This is a genomic window from Streptomyces sp. NPDC093225, assembly GCF_044753805.1.
Taxonomy (GTDB): Bacteria; Actinomycetota; Actinomycetes; order Streptomycetales; family Streptomycetaceae; genus Streptomyces.
In genome coordinates, this window is record NZ_JBIVNX010000038.1 from 1 (window position 1) to 18,562 (window position 18,562).

Annotated in this window: 15 protein-coding genes; 10 read left to right on the top strand and 5 right to left on the bottom strand. The window is 72.7% G+C overall.

The window, feature by feature from the left end; all coding sequences use genetic code 11:
* Positions 1-228: 228 nt before the first annotated feature.
* A complete protein-coding gene (locus tag ACIQCH_RS28040; protein WP_402585332.1) occupies positions 229-1,434 on the bottom strand; it encodes a PucR family transcriptional regulator in 1,206 nt (401 codons plus the stop codon).
* Between the two features lie 193 nt (positions 1,435-1,627).
* On the opposite strand from ACIQCH_RS28040, the gene ACIQCH_RS28045 reads away from it, so the two are divergent.
* Both ACIQCH_RS28045 and pruA read left to right on the top strand, forming a co-directional pair.
* Complete coding sequence (locus ACIQCH_RS28045; protein ID WP_402585334.1) at positions 1,628-2,554, top strand: proline dehydrogenase family protein; 927 nt, start codon at positions 1,628-1,630, stop codon at positions 2,552-2,554.
* Between the two features lie 20 nt (positions 2,555-2,574).
* The gene (gene pruA, locus ACIQCH_RS28050; protein WP_402585336.1) at positions 2,575-4,206 is read left to right on the top strand and encodes an L-glutamate gamma-semialdehyde dehydrogenase; all 1,632 of its coding nucleotides are present in this window, start codon (positions 2,575-2,577) and stop codon (positions 4,204-4,206) included.
* A 157-nt stretch (positions 4,207-4,363) separates the two neighbouring features.
* Here pruA and ACIQCH_RS28055 read toward each other — a convergent pair whose 3' ends face one another.
* Complete coding sequence (locus tag ACIQCH_RS28055; RefSeq protein ID WP_402585338.1) at positions 4,364-4,990, bottom strand: nitroreductase family protein; 627 nt, start codon at positions 4,988-4,990, stop codon at positions 4,364-4,366.
* 186 nt (positions 4,991-5,176) lie between these two features.
* On the opposite strand from ACIQCH_RS28055, the gene ACIQCH_RS28060 reads away from it, so the two are divergent.
* Entirely contained in the window at positions 5,177-5,800 is a 624-nt protein-coding gene (locus tag ACIQCH_RS28060; protein WP_402585435.1) for a GNAT family N-acetyltransferase, read from the top strand.
* A 245-nt stretch (positions 5,801-6,045) separates the two neighbouring features.
* Here the strand turns inward: ACIQCH_RS28060 and ACIQCH_RS28065 are convergent, their stop codons facing one another.
* Both ACIQCH_RS28065 and ACIQCH_RS28070 read right to left on the bottom strand, forming a co-directional pair.
* Positions 6,046-8,076 (bottom strand): phosphocholine-specific phospholipase C, encoded by a 2,031-nt coding sequence (locus tag ACIQCH_RS28065; RefSeq protein WP_402585340.1) that lies wholly within the window; start codon positions 8,074-8,076, stop codon positions 6,046-6,048.
* Positions 8,077-8,225: 149 nt separating this feature from the next.
* On the bottom strand, positions 8,226-9,236 hold the full coding sequence (locus tag ACIQCH_RS28070) for an NADP-dependent oxidoreductase (RefSeq protein ID WP_402585342.1): 1,011 nt from the start codon (positions 9,234-9,236) through the stop codon (positions 8,226-8,228).
* A gap of 103 nt (positions 9,237-9,339) precedes the next feature.
* Between ACIQCH_RS28070 and ACIQCH_RS28075 the strand changes: the two genes are divergently transcribed.
* The 4 genes from ACIQCH_RS28075 (at position 9,340) to ACIQCH_RS28090 (ending at position 13,185) form a co-directional block, all read left to right on the top strand.
* Positions 9,340-10,242 carry a LysR family transcriptional regulator gene (locus tag ACIQCH_RS28075; protein WP_402585344.1) on the top strand — a complete coding sequence of 301 codons (903 nt, stop codon included), beginning with the start codon at positions 9,340-9,342 and terminating at the stop codon, positions 10,240-10,242.
* 247 nt (positions 10,243-10,489) lie between these two features.
* On the top strand, positions 10,490-10,630 hold the full coding sequence (locus ACIQCH_RS28080) for a hypothetical protein (protein WP_107048601.1): 141 nt from the start codon (positions 10,490-10,492) through the stop codon (positions 10,628-10,630).
* A 114-nt stretch (positions 10,631-10,744) separates the two neighbouring features.
* Complete coding sequence (locus ACIQCH_RS28085; RefSeq protein WP_402585346.1) at positions 10,745-11,785, top strand: 3-isopropylmalate dehydrogenase; 1,041 nt, start codon at positions 10,745-10,747, stop codon at positions 11,783-11,785.
* A 314-nt stretch (positions 11,786-12,099) separates the two neighbouring features.
* On the top strand, positions 12,100-13,185 hold the full coding sequence (locus tag ACIQCH_RS28090) for a branched-chain amino acid aminotransferase (protein WP_402585348.1): 1,086 nt from the start codon (positions 12,100-12,102) through the stop codon (positions 13,183-13,185).
* 168 nt (positions 13,186-13,353) lie between these two features.
* Here the strand turns inward: ACIQCH_RS28090 and ACIQCH_RS28095 are convergent, their stop codons facing one another.
* A complete protein-coding gene (locus ACIQCH_RS28095; protein WP_402585350.1) occupies positions 13,354-14,784 on the bottom strand; it encodes a cytosine permease in 1,431 nt (476 codons plus the stop codon).
* A gap of 193 nt (positions 14,785-14,977) precedes the next feature.
* On the opposite strand from ACIQCH_RS28095, the gene ureA reads away from it, so the two are divergent.
* The 3 genes from ureA (at position 14,978) to ACIQCH_RS28110 (ending at position 18,547) form a co-directional block, all read left to right on the top strand.
* Positions 14,978-15,673 (top strand): urease subunit gamma, encoded by a 696-nt coding sequence (gene ureA / locus ACIQCH_RS28100; protein ID WP_402585352.1) that lies wholly within the window; start codon positions 14,978-14,980, stop codon positions 15,671-15,673.
* Positions 15,670-17,403 carry an urease subunit alpha gene (locus tag ACIQCH_RS28105; RefSeq protein WP_402585353.1) on the top strand — a complete coding sequence of 578 codons (1,734 nt, stop codon included), beginning with the start codon at positions 15,670-15,672 and terminating at the stop codon, positions 17,401-17,403. The genes ureA and ACIQCH_RS28105 overlap by 4 nt, the downstream gene beginning before the upstream one ends.
* Before the next feature lie 85 nt (positions 17,404-17,488).
* On the top strand, positions 17,489-18,547 hold the full coding sequence (locus ACIQCH_RS28110; protein ID WP_402585355.1) for an agmatine/peptidylarginine deiminase: 1,059 nt from the start codon (positions 17,489-17,491) through the stop codon (positions 18,545-18,547).
* Positions 18,548-18,562 lie beyond the last annotated feature (15 nt).

An 18,562-nucleotide genomic window follows, 5' to 3' on the forward strand; every position in this document is an offset into this window, starting at 1 on the left:
GGGCTTCGCCCTGGCCTTCGGCCACCCCTGGCCCGGGCCTGCCTCCGGTCCAGCCTGCCACCCCTGTCAAGCGCCTCCCCCACACACCACGGGACCCGGAATCGGACTGCCCGGGGGACCGGTGGCTCCGTAGGAGTGGCCGGCGCCTCGGTTTGAGGGCGGCCCGGGTGTGCCTGGCTCAGGGATCGGGCCGGGCGGCCTGGCGGCAGCCCCCCGGGCGTGCGTCGCTCACGGACCGAGCCGGGCCGCCTTCAGGGCCATGTGCAGCAGCAGGCGGTCCTCGCCGTCGTCGAGGTCGAGACCCGTGAGCGCCTCCACCCGCGACAGCCGGTAGTAGAGCGTCTGCCGGTGGATGCCCAGGGCCGCCGCCGCTCGCCCGGCCTGGCCGGCGCAGTCGAGGAACACCTCGGCGGTGCGGGCCAGCTCAGGGTTGGCCGGGCTCAGCAGCGCACGCGTCGCCGGGTCGTCCGCCGGCCCCGGCGGGAGCGCGGCCAGCATCCGGTACGGGCCGATCGCCGACCACTGCGCCACCGGCCCCAGCCGGGGCTGCGCGCGGGCCGCCCGGGCGGCCGCCGCGGCCTGCATCCACGCGGTGGCGAGCTGGGCGAGGTCGCGCACGGGCTCCGACACCCCCGCGGCCGCCCCGCCCGCTCCTGCGCCCCCGGCCACCCGGGTCGCCGCGGCCGTGGCGGGGGTCAGTGCGTCGGCCGTACGGAGCCGGACCAGCAGGGCCAGTGCCCGGTCGTCGGCCGGCACGTCGCCCGACCGGCCGTCACCGGCGTCCCCGCCGGGCGGACCCTCCGGTGGGAGCGGGCCGCGCCACGCGGCCACGCCCATCGCCGCCACGGCCGGTACCGGCCCCGGCACCTCACCCGTCCAGGGGGCCACGCACACCAGCGCGTGCAGCCCGTCCGCCGCCGCGCCCAGGGCCGCCCGCAGCGCGGCCGCGGCCATGTCCCGCTGCCAGCCGCGCCCGGCCGTCAGCACGGTCCGGAACTCTCGCGACAGGTCCGCCCCGGCCTTGGCCTCGTCCGCCAGGAGCACGCCGATCCGCTCGGCCACCTCCATGGCCGCCGCCAGCTGCTCCGGGCCCGGTCCCGGCTCCGCGTCCAGCAGCCACACGTACCCGTGGACGATCCCGCGGTGGCGCACCGGCAGGCAGATCCGCCCCCGGAACACCCCCGCGTCCGGCGCCGCCGGGATCCGTACCGGTCCGGTCGCCCGGGCGATCCCGAAGCCCTCGAACCAGCTGCGCACCGCGGCCGTGGACTGGCGGGTCAGGATCGAGCGGGTCCGGACCGGGTCCATGGCCAGGTCGTCGTCGCTGTCGTGGGCGCCGAAGGCGATCAGGCGGAAGTCCCGGTTCTCCAGGGTCGCCGGGGCGCCCAGCAGCGCCGAGATCTCGTCCACCAGCTCCTGGTAATCGGCCTTCACGCGGCCCATTCTCCCATCGCCGACGGGCCCCTTCAGACAGATGTCTGAAGTCGCGGCCACGGATGCGTGACAGCTGTCGATAGCCCAGGATCGAGGAGATCCTTAGGTTTCACGGTGGTTTTATTTGCGTTCCTTTGACGGACATCGCCCACACCTGCGATGTCGGTCCCTCGCCACCCGTTGGAGGTGCCCCGTGCTGGGTCCCCTGATCCTCGCCGCGTCCCGCAGCGACAAGATGCGCAAGATCGTCTCTGCCGCTCCGGTCACGAAGCCCGTGGTGAACCGCTTCATCCCCGGTGAGACGGTCGACCAGGTGATCCCGATCGTCGCGGACCTCTCGCAGAAGGGCCTCGAGGTCACCCTCGACGTCGTCGGCGAGGACATCACCACCGTGGAGCAGTCCTACGCCGCCCGCGACGCGTACCTGGAGCTCATCGAGCACCTCAAGGAGCTGGAGCTGGGCGAGAAGGCCGAGATGTCGGTCAAGCTCTCCATGTTCGGCCAGTCCCTCGAGGGCGGCCACGAGCTGGCCCTGGCCAACGTCCGCCCGGTCGTCGAGGCCGCCGCCGCCATCGGCACGACCGTGACGCTGGACGCCGAGGACCACACCACCCTCGACTCGATGTTCGCCATCCACGAGGAGCTGCGGAAGGACTTCCCGCAGACCGGATGCGTCATCCAGGCGTACCTCTTCCGCACCGAGGCCGACGCCCGCCGCCTGGCCGCCGCCGGCAGCCGCGTGCGCATCGTCAAGGGCGCCTACAAGGAGCCCGCCTCCGTCGCGTACCAGGACAAGGCGGAGATCGACAAGGCGTACGTCCGCATCCTGAAGACCCTGATGGACGGCGAGGGCTACCCGATGATCGGGTCCCACGACCCGCGCCTGATCGCCATCACCCAGGAGCTGGCCCGCACGGCCGGGCGCAAGCTGGACGAGTACGAGTTCCAGATGCTCTACGGCATCCGCAGCGAGGAGCACCTGCGGCTGGCCGCCGAGGGGCACCGCATGCGCGTGTACACGGCGTACGGCACCGACTGGTACGGCTACTTCATGCGCCGCCTGGCGGAGAAGCCCGCCAACCTCCTCTTCTTCGTCCGCTCGATGATCACCAAGAACTAGGTCAAGGAGTTACCAGTCCCATGGACGCAGTGACCCAGGTCCCCGCGCCGGTCAACGAGCCGGTCCACAGCTACGCGCCCGGCAGCCCGGAGCGCGCGCGGCTCGAGACCAAGCTCAAGGAGCTGTCGGAGAACCCGATCGAGCTCCCGATGACCATCGCCGGCGAGAAGCGGATGGGCGGTGGCGACCGCTTCGACGTCGTCCAGCCGCACGACCACAAGTCCGTCATCGGTACGTACGCCAACGCCACGCAGCAGGACGCCCAGGACGCCGTCGACGCCGCCCTGGCCGCCGCCCCGGCCTGGCGCGCCATGTCCTTCGACGACCGCGCCGCGATCATCCTGCGCGCCGCCGAGCTGCTGTCCGGCCCGTGGCGCGAGACCCTGGCCGCCTCCACGATGCTGGGCCAGTCGAAGACCGCGCAGCAGGCCGAGATCGACACCCCGTGCGAGCTCGTCGACTTCTGGCGCTTCAACGTCCACTTCGCCCGCCAGATCCTGGCCGAGCAGCCGGTCGCCAACTCCGCCGGCGTGTGGAACCGCAGCGACCACCGCCCGCTCGAGGGCTTCGTCTACGCGATCACGCCGTTCAACTTCACCGCGATCGCCGGCAACCTGCCGACCGCCCCGGCCCTGATGGGCAACGTGGTCGTCTGGAAGCCGTCCCCGACCCAGACCCACGCCGCCGTGCTGCTCATGCAGCTGCTGGAGGAGGCGGGCCTGCCCAAGGGCGTCATCAACCTCGTCACGGGTGACGGCCTGGCCGTCTCCGAGGTCGCCCTGAACCACCCCGAGCTGGCCGGCATCCACTTCACCGGCTCGACCAAGACCTTCCAGTACCTGTGGAAGACGGTCGGCAACAACATCGAGAAGTACCGGTCCTACCCGCGCCTGGTCGGCGAGACCGGCGGCAAGGACTTCGTCGTCGCGCACCCGTCGGCGGACCGCGCGATCCTGAAGACCGCGCTGACCCGCGGCTCCTTCGAGTTCCAGGGCCAGAAGTGCTCCGCGTCCTCCCGCGCGTACGTCCCGGCCTCCATCTGGAACGACGGCTTCAAGGAGCAGTTCGCCGCCGAGGTCGACGGCATCACCATGGGTGACGTCCGCGACCTGACGAACTTCATCGGCGCCGTCATCGACGAGCGGTCCTTCGCCAAGAACAAGGCCGCCATCGACCGCGCGAAGTCGGACCCGACCTGCGAGATCGTCGCCGGCGGCACGTACGACGACTCGGAGGGCTACTTCGTCCGCCCGACCGTCATCGTGTGCACCGACCCGGAGAACGAGGTCTTCACGACCGAGTACTTCGGCCCGATCCTCGCGATCCACGTCTACGAGGACGACAAGTACGACGAGATGCTCGCGCAGATGGAGAACGTCTCGGCGTACGCCCTGACCGGCTCCGTCATCGCGCAGGACCGCTACGCGGCCGCCGACACGATGGAGAAGCTCCGCTTCGCCGCGGGCAACTTCTACATCAACGACAAGTCGACCGGCGCCGTGGTCGGCCAGCAGCCCTTCGGCGGCGGCCGTGCCTCGGGCACGAACGACAAGGCCGGCGCCGCGTCCAACCTCCTGCGCTGGACCTCGACCCGCTCCATCAAGGAGACGCTGGTCCCGCCGACCGAGTACGGCTACCCCCACATGGGCTGACGCCCCCTGGGCCCCTCCCGGGCCCACCCGGGTCCACCCCCGGACGAGCCGCACCTCGTCCGGGGCTCGGCCCCCTCGAACCCCGCCCCCGCTCCGGTACCCCCAAGCCCGGAGCGGGGGCGGTCTCCATTTCCGGGCCCGCACCGCTCGTGGGGGCTCAGACCTCGTACAGGACCTGGTCGAGGGACTTCCGGGTGAGGTCGGGGACCTCGCAGTCGGGGGCGGGGTAGCCGACGGGGACGACGGCGAAGGCCTTCTCGTTCTCGGGGCGGTGCAGGACGTGCGCGAGGAAGCGCATCGGGCTGGGGGTGTGGACCAGGGCCGCCAGGCCCGAGAGGTGGAGCGCGGTCAGGAGCATGCCGACCGCGATGCCCACCGACTCGTCCACGTAGTAGTGCTTGCGCTTCGTGCCGTCCGGGCCGAGCCAGTAGCGCTGCTGGAACACCACGATCAGGGCCGGGGCGTCGGTCAGGTGGGCCTTGACCGCGTCCGTGCCCAGGGGGCGCAGGGCCGCCAGCCATTCGTCGCCGAGACGGCCGTCGTAGGAGATCTGCTCCTCCTGCTCGGCCGCCGCGCGGATCTGTGCCCGCACGGCCGGGTCCTTGACCAGCACGAAGGACCACGGCTGCTGGTGCGCCCCGGACGGCGCCGTCGCGGCACAGGCGATCGCGTCCCGGACCACCTCGTCCGGCACCGGGTCGGCGGCGAACCGCCGGACCGTGCGCCGCTCGTCCATCCGCGCGCGCAGCCGCCCGGCGGTGGCGACCGACTCGGCGGCGGGCATTCCGGGCCGGTAGGGGACGGGCCGGTAGGGCTCTCCGTGGGTGGGCGTCCACGGATGGGCCGCGGCCCGGGCGGCTCCGGGGGCGGGGGGCCGGTCCGGGTCCTGGGCGGGCTGCGGGGGAGGGGGCTGCGAGGCAGACGGCATGGGTCGAGTGTTCCGCCGCCGGGGCGCTCGGCGCCCGCCGAAATTCGGACGATTCCGCCCGGCGCCGCTGGTAGCGTCCGATCCGTGGACATCCTCACCGTGCACACCTCGGACCTCGCGGACGGCGAGCTGCGGGAGATCCGCTCACTGACGGTCGCCGCCTTCGAGGGCGACTTCGACGACCACGACTTCGAGCACTGCCTGGGCGGCATGCACGTCCTGGTCCGCGAGGCCGGCGCCCTGGTCGGCCACGGCAGCGTCGTGCAGCGCCGCGTCGTCCACTGCGACCGAGCCCTGCGCATCGGGTACGTGGAGGCCGTGGCCGTACGGGCCGACCGCCGCCGGAGCGGGATCGGCGGCCGGGTGATGGCGGAGCTGGAGCGGATCGTCGACGGGGCGTACGAGCTGGGCGCGCTGGCCGCCACCGAGGACGGGGCCGGCCTGTACGCCGGCCGCGGCTGGCACCGCTGGCCCGGCCGGGTCGCCGTCCTCGCCCCCGGCGGCCGGGCCGACCTGCCCGAGGACGAGCAGGGCTGGACCTACCTGTGGACCCCGCGCGGGGCCGCCGGGGACCTCCGGTCGAGAGCCCCCGCGGGCGGGGCCGCCCTGGTGTTCGACCCCGCCCGCGAGCTCCTCTTCGACTGGCGCGACGGCGACGTGCTGTGACGTGGGGGCGGGCGGTGTCGGGGCTTGCGCTGGCTTCGTGGGGCCGTCCCGTGGTGTGTGGGTCCCCTCGCCTCTTGACCCGTCATGGCCTGCAGGCCCTGCGGCAGGCCCACCCCTGGGGCAAGGGGCCTCCGGCCCTGGCCTACGGCCACCCCAGGCCCGGGCCTGCCTCCGGACCAGCCTGCCATGACGCCTCAAGAGGCTCCCCCACACACCACGGGCCGGCCTGACCGGGGCTTCGTCGGCTAGCCGCTCACGCTCGGCGCGCCCGTCTCCAGGTGGCCCGTGTAGCGCCGCGACCACGTGCCGTCGGAGCCCGCCAGCACCGTGAAGTCGTACCAGCCGTTGCAGTACGCCACCTGGTTGAAGTAGTCCTCCGTCGAGCCGCCCGCCGGGACGGTGTACGTCCAGGGCCCGTCCGAACGGTAGGCGTTGGAGCGGATCGTGAACGTGGCCGCGGCGGCCGACCGGTTGGTGATCCTGAACCAGAGGGCCAGCTTGCCCGTGCCCTGCTCGACCGCGTAGCGGGCCGCCACCTCGTAGTCCTTGCCGGCCTTGTTGGCGTCGCCGATGAACCGGCGCAGGAAGCGGTTCGGGCCGGTCATCGAGATGTCGTACTTGCCCAGCCCGTAGCCCAGACCGATGTTGAAGGCGTCGGTCGCCGTGCCGCCCGGGTCGACGGTGTACTGGTAGGGCGTGGTGTCGCGGTGCTGGTGCGGGTGGATCGAGAAGTGCGCGGCGCTCCTGGCCGGAGCGCCCTGGTTGGTCATCGAGAACCAGGCCAGGACCCGGCCGGCGGCGCCGAACTCCAGGCGGTCCAGGTTGCCGTTGACCTGGTACGGCAGGGCGCGGGCCGGCCGGGTGCCCGCCTCGACCGACGGCAGGGCGTTGTCCTGGGGGACCGGGTTCGGCATCGGGGCGCAGGTGGCCTGCCCGATGACCTTCGCCGTGTCCGGCAGGTTCGCCGGCACGCCGTACACCGGGTGGGCGAAGTCGAAGACCCCGGTCAGGTCGCCGGTCACCTTCCGGCGCCACGCGCTGATGTTCGGGCAGGTGGCCGGCGTGCCGAGGGCCGCCGTCCACGTCTCCAGGAACCGCAGCACGGAGGTGTGGTCGAAGACCTCGGAGCTCACCCAGCCGCCCCGGGTCCACGGCGACATCACCAGCATCGGGACCCGGAAGCCGAGCCCGATCGGGACCCCGTCGACGAACTCGCCGGGGGTCCCGGCGGGCGGCACCGGCGGCGGGACGTGGTCGAAGAAGCCGTCGTTCTCGTCGTAGTTGAGGAAGAGCACGGTGGAGTCGAAGACCTCCGGGTTCGCGGCCAGCGCCCGGTGGACGAGGTCCACGAAGTGCGCGCCGTCGCCGGGCGGGGCGTACGGGTGCTCGCTGAAGGCCTCGCTCGCGACGACCCACGACACCTGCGGCAGCGTGCCGGCCAGCGCGTCGGCGCGGATGGCGGCGGCGATGTCGTCGGGGGTGGAGCCGGTGGTCCGCGGCACCGAGCCCATGCCCTTGTCCCACAGCGGGTCGCCGGGCCGGGCGTCGGTGAACTTCTTGAAGTACGCCAGGCCGTTGTCGCCGTAGTTGTCCGCCGCGTTCTGGTAGACCTTCCAGCTCACCCCGGCGCGCTCCAGCGCCTCGGCGTACGTCTCCCAGGTGAGGCCCGACTCCTCGCCGCCGTCCTTGCTGGCGGCCTCCACCTTGCCGCTCCACAGGAACGTCCGGTTGGGACCGGTCGCGCTGAGCGCGGAGCAGAAGTACGCGTCGCAGATCGTGTAGGCGTCGGCGAGGGCGTAGTGGAACGGGATGTCGCCGCGGTCCAGGTGGCCCAGCGTGCGGGTGTTCCCGACGCCGGTGACCCAGTTGTCGAGGCGGCCCTTGTTCCAGGCGGCGTGCTGCGAGGTCCAGCTGTGCGGCAGGTCGCCGGTGCACTGGGCGAGGGTCCGGCCGTCGGCCCCGCCGGCCGGGGGAGTGGCGCTGAGCTTCCACGGGTACTGGCGGCCGCCCCAGTTGGGCTGGTTGAACATGCCCCAGCCGCCGGGGATGTTGACCGCGGCCCGGTCGCCGAAGCCGCGGACGCCCTTCAGGCGGCCGAAGTAGTGGTCGAAGCTGCGGTTCTCCTGCATCAGGATCACCACGTGCTTGACGTCCGTGATCGTGCCGGTGGCGGCCAGCGCCGCCGCCGAGGCCGGGCCGGCGGCCGCGGGCAGCGCGGCCCCCGCCACGAGTCCGGCCCCGATCCCGACGAATCCCCTGCGGCTGATGGGAGTCATGCCCCGCCCTTCACGTCTGCGGCTGTCACGCGTGCCCCGGCGGCAACGCCGAGCCAAGGGTGGGGGTCAGGCCCCTAAAGGTCTAGATCCGTGCAGTAAGGCGTGGGTTAACTTCCGGTGGCGGGTGGAGCGGAGCCGGACGGACCGGTTCAAACCCCCGTCCGCACCAGCATCTTGCCGGTGTTCTCCCCGTGCAGCATCCCGACGAAGGCGTCCACCGTACGGTCGAATCCGTCCATTACGGTCGCATCCACGGTCACCGAACCATTGCGCAGATGCGGGACCAGGAACTCCTCCAGCTCGTCCTGCAGATTGGTGTGGTGGCGAACCAATACGCCTTCCACGCGCAGCGACTTGTGCACGACCTCGAAGAGGTTGCGCGGCGCGGCCGGCGAGCGGTCGCCGTTGTACGTCGACAGCGCGCCCACCCAGGCGACGCGCCCGAACTCGCGCAGCGCGTCGATCGCCGCCTCGAGGTGGTCCCCGCCCACGTTGTCCACGTACACGTCGATCCCGTCCGGGGCGGCCGCGGCCAACTGCTCGCCGACTGGCCCGTCGTGGTAGTCGAAGGCCGCGTCGAAGCCCAGCCGTTCGGTCAGGTGGCGCACCTTGGCCGCCGAGCCGGCGCTGCCCACGATCCGTCCGGCGCCCAGCAGCCGCGCGATGTGCGCGGTGGCCGTGCCCACCCCGCCCGCGGCCGCCGACACGAAGAGGTCCTCGCCCTTCTCGAAGCGCGCGGTGCGGGTGAGCGCCGCGTACGCCGTCAGGCCGGTGCCGCCGAGGATGCTGAGGTACGCCTCCAGCGGCACGCCCTCCCGGTTCCGCAGCCGGCGCGTGCCGTCCGCGCCCGACGAGACCACGGCGTGCGTGCGCCAGCCTCCGCGGTGGAAGACCAGGTCGCCCTCGGCCAGGCCCGGGTCGCGGGAGGCGACGACGCGGCCGACGGCGCGGCCCTCCAGCGGGGCGCCGAGCGCGAAGCCGCCCTCGCCGCCGTCCATCAGGCCGCGGTGGTACGGGTCCACGGAGAGCAGCAGGTTCTCGACCACGGCGGTGCCGGCCGCGGGGGAGGGCACGGGGCCCTCGACGTAGGTGAAGTCGGCGGCGGTGGGGAAGCCGGTGGGGCGGGCGGTCAGGTGCACGTAACGAGCGGTGTCGGTCATGGGCACGACGGTAGGAAGGAATGGCGGACGGAAGCAGGGGGTTGGCCTCATGGCAGCACGAGATCCATGAGCACCGCTCATACGACGAGGTGGGAGCCTCCCCATGACCCCCGCGCCCGAACTCGCCCCCCAGGAACTGCGGGTCCTGGCCGCGGTCGCCGACACCGGCTCCTTCACCGCCGCCGCGGTCGCCCTCGGCCTCACCCAGTCGGCGGTCTCCCACTCCGTCCGCGGTACCGAGGTGAAGATCGGCACGGTCCTCTTCACCCGCGGCCGCCGCGGCGCCGCCCCGACCCCCGCCGGCGAACTCGCCGCCAGCCACGCCCGCCGCGTGCTGCGCCAGCTCGACCTCCTCGTCGCCGACGCCCGTGCCGCCGGCCGCGCCCCGGCCGGGGCCCCGCCGCGGGCCGCCGGCCCGCTGCGCATCGCCGCCTTCCGCAGCGCCGCCCTGCACCTGCTGCCGCCCGCGCTGGAGCGGCTGCGCCGCCGGCACCCGGACGTCGAGCCCGAGGTGCGGGTGGTCCGCGAACTGGGCCCCGGCACGGCCGGCGAGGTCGCGGCGGGCCGCGCCGACCTCGGGATCGCGACCCTGGGCGGCTCGGCCGCGCTCCCGGAGGGGCTGCTGACCGGCGCGCTCGCCGAGGAGCCGTACTCCCTGGTGCACCCGGCCGGTCATCCGGACCCGAGGGCGCTGCCGCTGGTGGACTGGGACGAGAACTGCGGCTCGTACACCCGCGCCTGGTGGCGCCGGCAGGACTGGATCCCGCGGGCCACCGTGCGGGCCGAGGACGACGGCATGGTGCTCGCCATGGTCGAGCGGGGCCTCGGGATGGCGATCATGCCCGCGCTGTCCCTGAACGGAGCAAACGCCTCCGTCGCGATCGCGGACCTCGGCCCGGACCGCCCGTCCCGCACCGTGGGCTACGTCACCACCCCCGAAGCGGCCTCCTCCCTGGCAGTGAAAGCCCTGATCAGGGAGTTGCGGGTGGGGCAGCAGACGTCTTGAGGGAGCCCTTCCGGGCGAAGTGCCGTCTCAGATAGTAGGAAGTCCGAGTAATTGCAGAGACATACAGCGCGACCTGTCCTAGCTTTGTAGGAGCCGAACGTCTCGCTGATCCAGCGAATGGCGGCCGTGAGCGCGCGCCCTGCGCAGGCAACCCCTGCGGCGCCCGACTCCCCGCCCCTTCCGGCGCCTTGAAGGAACCCCCTCATGCGCGGCCCCGCCGCGCCGTGATCTCAAGGAGTCGATCACCATGTCCGCAGTCACCGCCGTCCGCCGTGCCCGCGTCCGCCACACCTCCGCCGCCTCCCCCGACGCCGACCGCAAGAACGCCGCGGCCGCGCTCCAGCGCGCCCTGGACCGTCGTGACAACGGTGGCGTGACCGGCCACTGACGCCGGCCGCAGCCCCACAGACCAACACCTCCGCCGCACCTCGTGCGAAGACACATCACGTCCGGATGGTGGACGTGATGTGTCAGCGGATGGGACAAGGAGTACGGTGCCGTCATGTCGACCAGCATCAATCTCGCAGTGATCCCCGGCGACGGCATCGGCCAGGAAGTCGTGGCGCAGGGCCTCAAGGTCCTCACCGCCGTCCTGCCGCAGGACGTGAAGCTGGAGACCAAGGAGTACGACCTCGGCGCCCGGCGCTGGCACCGCACCGGTGAGACCCTCCCGGACGCGGAGCTCGAGTCGCTCAAGCACCACGACGCCATCCTGCTCGGCGCCATCGGCGACCCCTCGGTCCCCTCCGGCGTGCTCGAGCGCGGCCTGCTGCTCAAGCTCCGGTTCGCCTTCGACCACTACATCAACCTGCGGCCCTCGAAGCTGTTCCCGAACACGGCCACCCCGCTGGCCGGCCGTCCGGAGATCGACTTCGTCGTGGTCCGCGAGGGCACCGAGGGCCCGTACACCGGCAACGGCGGCTCCCTGCGCACCGGCACCCCCGCCGAGGTGGCCACCGAGGTCAGCGTCAACACGGCCTACGGTGTCGAGCGGGTGGTCCGCGACGCGTTCGAGCGCGCCGACGCCCGCCCCCGCAAGAAGCTGACGCTCGTCCACAAGAACAACGTGCTCGTGTACGCGGGCCACATGTGGAAGAACATCTTCGACAAGGTGGGCCAGGAGTACCCCGACGTCACCACCGACTACCTGCACGTCGACGCCGCGACGATCTTCTTCGTCACGCAGCCCGAGCGCTTCGACGTCATCGTCACGGACAACCTCTTCGGTGACATCCTCACCGACCTGGCCGCCGCCGTGACCGGGGGCATCGGCCTGGCCGCCTCCGGCAACATCAACCCCACCGGCGCCTTCCCGTCCATGTTCGAGCCCGTCCACGGCTCGGCCCCGGACATCGCCGGCACCGGCAAGGCCGACCCGACCGCGACGATCCTGTCGGTCGCCCTGCTGCTGCGCCACCTCGGCTACGAGGACCGGGCCGCCCGCATCGAGGACGCCGTCTCCGCCGACCTCGCGGAGCGCGACGGCACGTTCCGCAGCACGGACCAGATCGGCGACGCGCTCGCCGCCCGAGTAGCCGGCTGACCCGGTCGCTCACCCTGATCCACTCCAGTCCGCGCGCCCGTACGAACGAGCCGGGCGCGCGGACCGCACGATCCAGGTGAACAGCCGCCGGGTCGCTCTCCACGGGCCCCGGCGGCTTCTCCTTTGCGGTCCCCGGGTGCCACCATCTTCCCCGGACCGCCACCACCCGTTTCTCCGCAGGCCGCCCCCGCGCGATAATCGAACGTGGGGCCGCGGCATGCGGGAATGCGCGGACGTCCTCAGTCGGGACGTCCTGCAGTCCCGCACGGCGTGAGCGCGGTCCGTCACACACAACCGGTGAAGGACTAGCACTCATGACGACGCCCACGATCGAGCTCAAGCCCTCCTCGAACCCGCTGTCCGACGCGGAGCGCGAGGCGATCCTGGCCAGCCCCGGATTCGGCCGCCACTTCACCGACCACATGGTGACGATCAAGTGGACGGAGGGACGCGGCTGGCACGACGCCGAGCTCGTCCCGTACGCGCCGCTGTCCATCGACCCGGCGAACATGACGCTGCACTACGCCCAGACGATCTTCGAGGGCCTCAAGGCGTACCGCCAGCCCGACGGCACCGTGGCCACCTTCCGTCCGGAGGCCAACGCGGAGCGCTTCCAGGCCTCCGCCCGCCGCATGGCCATGCCGGAGCTGCCCACCGAGCTGTTCATCGCCGCCTGCGACGCGCTGATCCAGCAGGACCGCGACTGGGTGCCCGGCTCCGGTGAGGCCTCGCTGTACCTGCGCCCCTTCATGTTCGCGGCCGAGGTCGGCCTGGGCGTCCGCCCGGCCAACGAGTTCCTCTTCATCGTCATCGCCTCGCCGGCCGGCGCGTACTTCCCCGGTGGCGTCAAGCCGGTCTCGGTCTGGCTCTCCGAGGACTACGTCCGCGCCGTCAAGGGGGGCACCGGCGCCGCCAAGACCGGCGGCAACTACGCCGCCTCCCTCGTCGCCCAGGCCGAGGCCGCCGGCCACGGCTGCGACCAGGTGGTCTGGCTCGACGCGGTCGAGCACCGCTGGATCGAGGAGATGGGCGGCATGAACCTGTACTTCGTGTACGGCGACCGCATCGTCACCCCCGAGCTCACCGGCTCGCTGCTGCCGGGCATCACCCGCGACTCGCTCCTCAAGATCGCCCGCGACCTCGGCTACACCGCCGAGGAGGGCAGGATCTCCACCGAGGACTGGAAGCGCGACGCCGCGAACGGCACCCTGACCGAGGTCTTCGCCTGCGGCACCGCGGCCGTCATCACGCCGGTCGGCTCCGTGAAGTCCAAGGGCGGCGACTGGAGCCAGGGCGACGGCGAGCCCGGCGAGGTCACGATGAAGCTCCGCAAGGCGCTCCTGGACCTCCAGACCGGCCAGGCCGAGGACACCCACGGCTGGATGCACCCGCTCGGCTAGTCCGCCGGTACGACACCGCCCCTCGTGCGGAGGTCGTACGGACATGCGAAGGCCCGCCCCCGGTGAGGATCCGGGGGCGGGCCTTCGCCGTGGCCGGTGAGGGCCGGCCACGGGTGTTCGGGCGTCCGGGCCGTGCGGCGGGACGCCCGGCGCGACCGTGTCAGTCGGTCACGCGGAGGCCTCCACGGGCTCGGCCGCCGGTGCAGGAGCGGCCGCGGGCGCGGAGGAGCGGGCGGTCAGGAGCAGGTAGGCGAGGCCGCCCACCAGTCCCGAGAGGATGAAGCTGCAGTCCACCCCGCCGGTCAGGGCCAGCAGCGGGCCCTGGTACACGGTGGTGGAGACGGCGCACAGGCCCACCCCGGCGCCCAGCGCCCAGGAGGCGGTGGCCGGGACGTTCCAGCCGGCGCGGTACCAGTAGACGCCGCCGCGCGAGCGCCGGTTGAAGACCTGGAGGGCGTCGGCGTCGTACACGCCCTTGCAGTGGACGAAGCCGATCAGGGTGATCACGGCCCACGGGGTGCCGATCGCGGTGAGCAGCAGCACGAACGAGGTCATCGCGGCCTGCGCGTTCCACTCGAAGGAGCCGACGAAGACGAAGGCGGTGGCGACGGCCGCCGCGATCACGGTCGCCTTGGTGCGGGTGGCCCTGGGCACGATCGCGTCCAGGTCCAGGCCCATCGAGTAGAGCATCAGGCCGGCGTTGCCGACGGAGCCCGCGGTGGCGGCCACCAGGAGCGGCACGAGGTACCAGAAGGGCGCGGCGGCGACCAGCGGGGCGGCGTACTCGAGGCCGGCGCGGGCGGCGAGGGCGGTGAAGGTGCCGAAGAGCTGCGGGGTCAGCAGGCCGACGAACAGGCCGAGGCAGGTGGCCCGGAAGACCGTGCGGGAGCTGTGCCGGGCCGGGGAGACGTAGCGGGTGTAGTCGCCCAGCAGCGTGATGAAGGCGACCGGCCCGCTCAGGCCCGCGGCGACCACGGCCAGCAGCCAGGTCGGCCAGAAGGAGCCCAGGAGGTACGGGGTGTCCGGCGGGGCGGCGGTGGTGAAGTCGCCGGAGTAGGCGTACACGCCGATCGCGAGGAGGACCACCATCCCGATCGACAGCACCTTGCTCATGCGCAGCAGCAGCCGGTAGCCGAAGACGGCCCCGACGACGGTACAGGCGGCCAGGACGCCGTACATGACCGCACGGGACGCCCCGCTGTCCGGCAGGCCGGTGAGGCGGGCGAGCGCGCCCACCATCACGTCGCCGCCGATCCACAGGGTCAGGGCGGTGTAGCCGAGCGAGAGCAGCAGGCCCACCACCGAGCCGACCAGGCGGCCGCGGACGCCGAACTGGGCTCCGGACGAGGTCGACAGGTTGGTCGCGGTGCGCAGCGAGATCAGCGCGAGCGGCGCGGTGACCGCGATTCCGGCGAGCGTTCCGGTCACGATCGCGGTGACGGACGGCCACCAGCCCAGCCCGAAGGACGGAGGCAGCCAGCCGAAGACGATCACGCCGAGGCAGAGGTTCGAGCCGAGCAGGATCGCCACGAGGTCCCGCGGCCCGCTCGTGCGCTCTTCCTCGGGGATGGTGTCGACTCCGCGCTGTTCTATCGGCATGAGGGGCGCTCCCTGGCGAGGACGGAACGGGGACGGTCGCATTCCGGTGACGGACGGCCCCCCGTCGGACGTCGTGATTCCGGTTTCGTTTGAACGACACTCAATGTGACTCAGGTCCTGCTGTCAGGTCAATGATTCACGCCAACGAAATGAAGAGTTAGAGTGATGCTCTAAACCCTTGGAGGTGGACGTCGTGCGACTGACTCCCACGGAGCGCGACCGGCTGCTGCTCTTCGGCGCCGCGGAACTCGCCCGGGCCCGCCGGGCCCGCGGCCTGAGACTCAACGTTCCCGAGGCCACGGCCCTGATCGCCGACACGGTCTGCGAGGCCGCCCGCGACGGAAGGCGGCTGGCCGAGGCCATCGAGGCCGCCCGCAGCGTGCTCGGCCCCGAGGACGTGCTGCCCGGCGTCGCCGACGTGGTGACCGAGGTGCACGTCGAGGCCGTCTTCGACGACGGCTCCCGGCTGGCCGTGGTGTCCGCGCCCATCAAGGGCGCCACCGGCCTCGGCGCCGACGCCCCCGGCGCGGTCGTACCCGGCCCCGAGACCCCCGCGCCCGAGCCGGCCGTCACCCTGCCCGTGCGCAACACGGCGACGGTGCCGGTGAGCGTGACCTCGCACTTCCACTTCTTCGAGGCCAACCCGCGCCTGGACTTCGACCGCGCCGCGGCCTACGGCATGCGGCTGTGCGTACCGGCCGGCTCCTCGGTCCGCTTCGACCCCCTCGGCGAGGCCGAGGTGGGCCTCGTACCGATCGGCGGCGACCGGATCGCCATCGGCTTCGCGGGCCTGGTCGACGGACCGCTCGACGCGCCGGGAGCCAAGGAAGAGGCCCTGCGCCGCGCTGCCGCGTGCGGCTACCTGGGAGTGGAGGAGGACCAGCGATGAGCAAGCCCAGCAAGCACAGCGACCACTGCGCCCCCGGCAGCCGCCACATCGACCCGCACGAGTACGCGGCCGTCTTCGGCCCGCGCGCCGGCGACCGGGTCCGGCTCGGCGACTCCGGGCTGACCGTACGGGTCGAGTCCGACGCCCAGAAGCCCGGCGACGAGTTCCTCGCCGGCTTCGGCAAGACCGCCCGCGACGGGCTGCACCTGAAGGCGGCCGCGGTCCGCGAGACCTGCGACGTCGTCATCAGCAACGTGCTGGTCATCGACGCCGTCCTCGGCATCCGCAAGGTGTCGGTCGGCATCCGCGAGGGCCGCATCCACGCGATCGGCCGGGCCGGCAACCCCGACACCCTCGACGGCGTCGACGTGGTCGTCGGCACCGGCACCAGCATCGTCTCCGGCGAGGGCCTGATCGCCACCGCCGGCGCGGTCGACACCCACGTGCACCTGCTCTCGCCGCGCGTCATGGAGGCTTCGCTCGCCGCGGGCGTCACCACGATCATCGGCCAGGAGTTCGGCCCCGTCTGGGGCGTGGGCGTCAACTCCCCGTGGGCGCTCAAGCACGCCTTCGGCGCCTTCGACGCCTGGCCGGTCAACATCGGTTTCCTGGCCCGTGGTTCGTCCTCGGACGCCGCGCCGCTGGTGGAGGCCCTCGCCGAGGGCGGCGCCTCCGGCTTCAAGGTCCACGAGGACATGGGCGCCCACACCCGCGCCCTGGACACCGCCCTGCGCGTGGCCGAGGAGCACGACGTCCAGGTCGCCCTCCACTCCGACGGCCTGAACGAGTGCCTTTCCGTCGAGGACACCCTGAAGGTCCTCGAAGGCCGGACCATCCACGCCTTCCACATCGAGGGCTGCGGCGGGGGTCACGTCCCCAACGTGCTGAAGATGGCGGGCGTCCCGAACGTCATCGGCTCCTCGACCAACCCCACCCTGCCCTTCGGCCGTGACGCGGTCGCCGAGCACTACGGGATGATCGTCTCCGTCCACGACCTCAAGCCGGACCTCCCCGGTGACGCCGCCATGGCCCGCGACCGCATCCGCGCCGGGACCATGGGCGCCGAGGACGTCCTGCACGACCTGGGCGCGATCGGCATCACCTCCTCCGACGCGCAGGGCATGGGCCGGGCCGGCGAGACCGTCCGCCGCACGTTCGCCATGGCCGCGAAGATGAAGGCCGAGCTCGGCCCGATGGACGGCGACGGCGAGGGCGACGACAACGCCCGCGTGCTGCGCTACATCGCCAAACTCACCATCAACCCGGCCATCGCCCACGGCCTGGCCCACGAGATCGGCTCCATCGAGGTCGGCAAGCTCGCCGACATCGTCCTGTGGCGCCCCCAGTTCTTCGGCGCCAAGCCCCAGCTCGTGCTGAAGTCCGGCTTCCCCGCCTACGGCGTCACCGGCGACCCCAACGCCGCCACCGACACCTGCGAACCCCTCGTCCTCGGGCCGCAGTTCGGCGCGTACGGGGCCACCGCCGCCGACATCTCGGTCGCGTTCGTCTCCGCCGCGGCCGCCGCGCTGGGCTCCGACGAGATGCCCACCCGGCGCCGCCGGGTCGCCGTCCGCGGCACCCGCGGCATCGGCCCGAAGGACCTGCTCCTCAACTCCCGGGTGGGCGCGGTCGACGTGGACCGCACCAGCGGCCTGGTCACCCTCGACGGCAGCCCGCTGCAGTCGCCGGCCGCCGACTCGATCGCCCTGAACCGCCTGTACTTCCTGTAGCCCGCCCCCCCGCGGACCCACCCGGACCGCGCGGGCCCGCCCCGCAGCCCCGCCCGCGCCCCGCACCACCCCGAAGGACCCGACCATGACGCACCCTGCCGGTACCCCCGCCGCCGACGGCTTCCGCATGCCCGCCGAGTGGGCGCCCCACGAGCGCACCTGGATGGCCTGGCCCAGCCCGAACCCGACCTTCACGACCGCCGAGGAGCTCGCCGAGGCCCGCGTGGCCTGGGGCGCGGTGGCCCGCGCCGTGCGCGTCCACGAGCCCGTGACCCTCGTGGTGAGCCCCGGCGACGCCGAGCTCGCCCGCGCGATCGCCGGCGCCGGCGACGGCCACGAACTCACGATCGTGGAGCGCGAGCTCGACGACGCCTGGATGCGCGACATCGGCCCCACCTTCGTCACCAACGACCGGGGCGAAGTGGCGGCCGTCGACTGGACCTTCAACGGCTGGGGCGCCCAGGAGTGGGCCCGCTGGGAGCACGACTCCAAGATCGCCCGGCACGTCTCCGACCTCGCCGGCACCCGCACCTACAGCACCGCACTCGTCAACGAGGGCGGCGCCATCCACGTGGACGGCGAGGGCACCGTGCTCCTGACCGACACCGTGCAGCTCGGCGAGGGCCGCAACCCCGGCTGGACCCGCCAGCAGGTCGAGGCCGAGATCCACGCCCACCTCGGCACCACCAAGGCCATCTGGCTGCCCTACGGCCTGGCCGGCGACTACGGCACCTACGGCACCCAGGGCCACGTCGACATCGTCGCCGCCTTCGCCCGCCCGGGCGTGGTCATGGTCCACTCGCAGCCCGACCCGGCCCACCCCGACCACGAGCGGTGCAAGACCATCGCCGCCCTGCTGCGCGCCGCCACCGACGCGCAGGGGCGCCGCCTGGAGGTCGTGGAGATCCCCGCCCCGACCGTCCTGGAAGAGGACGGCGAATGGGTGGACTACTCCTACATCAACCACCTCATCTGCAACGACGGAATCGTGCTGTGCGCCTTCGACGACCCGCGCGACGAGGAGGCGGCCGAGATCTTCCGGGGCCTGTTCCCGGACCGTGCGGTCACGCTCGTGGACGCACGTACGATCTTTGCCGGGGGCGGCGGCATCCACTGCATCACCCAGCAGCAGCCCAAGGCGTGACGAGGTAGAGGAGTG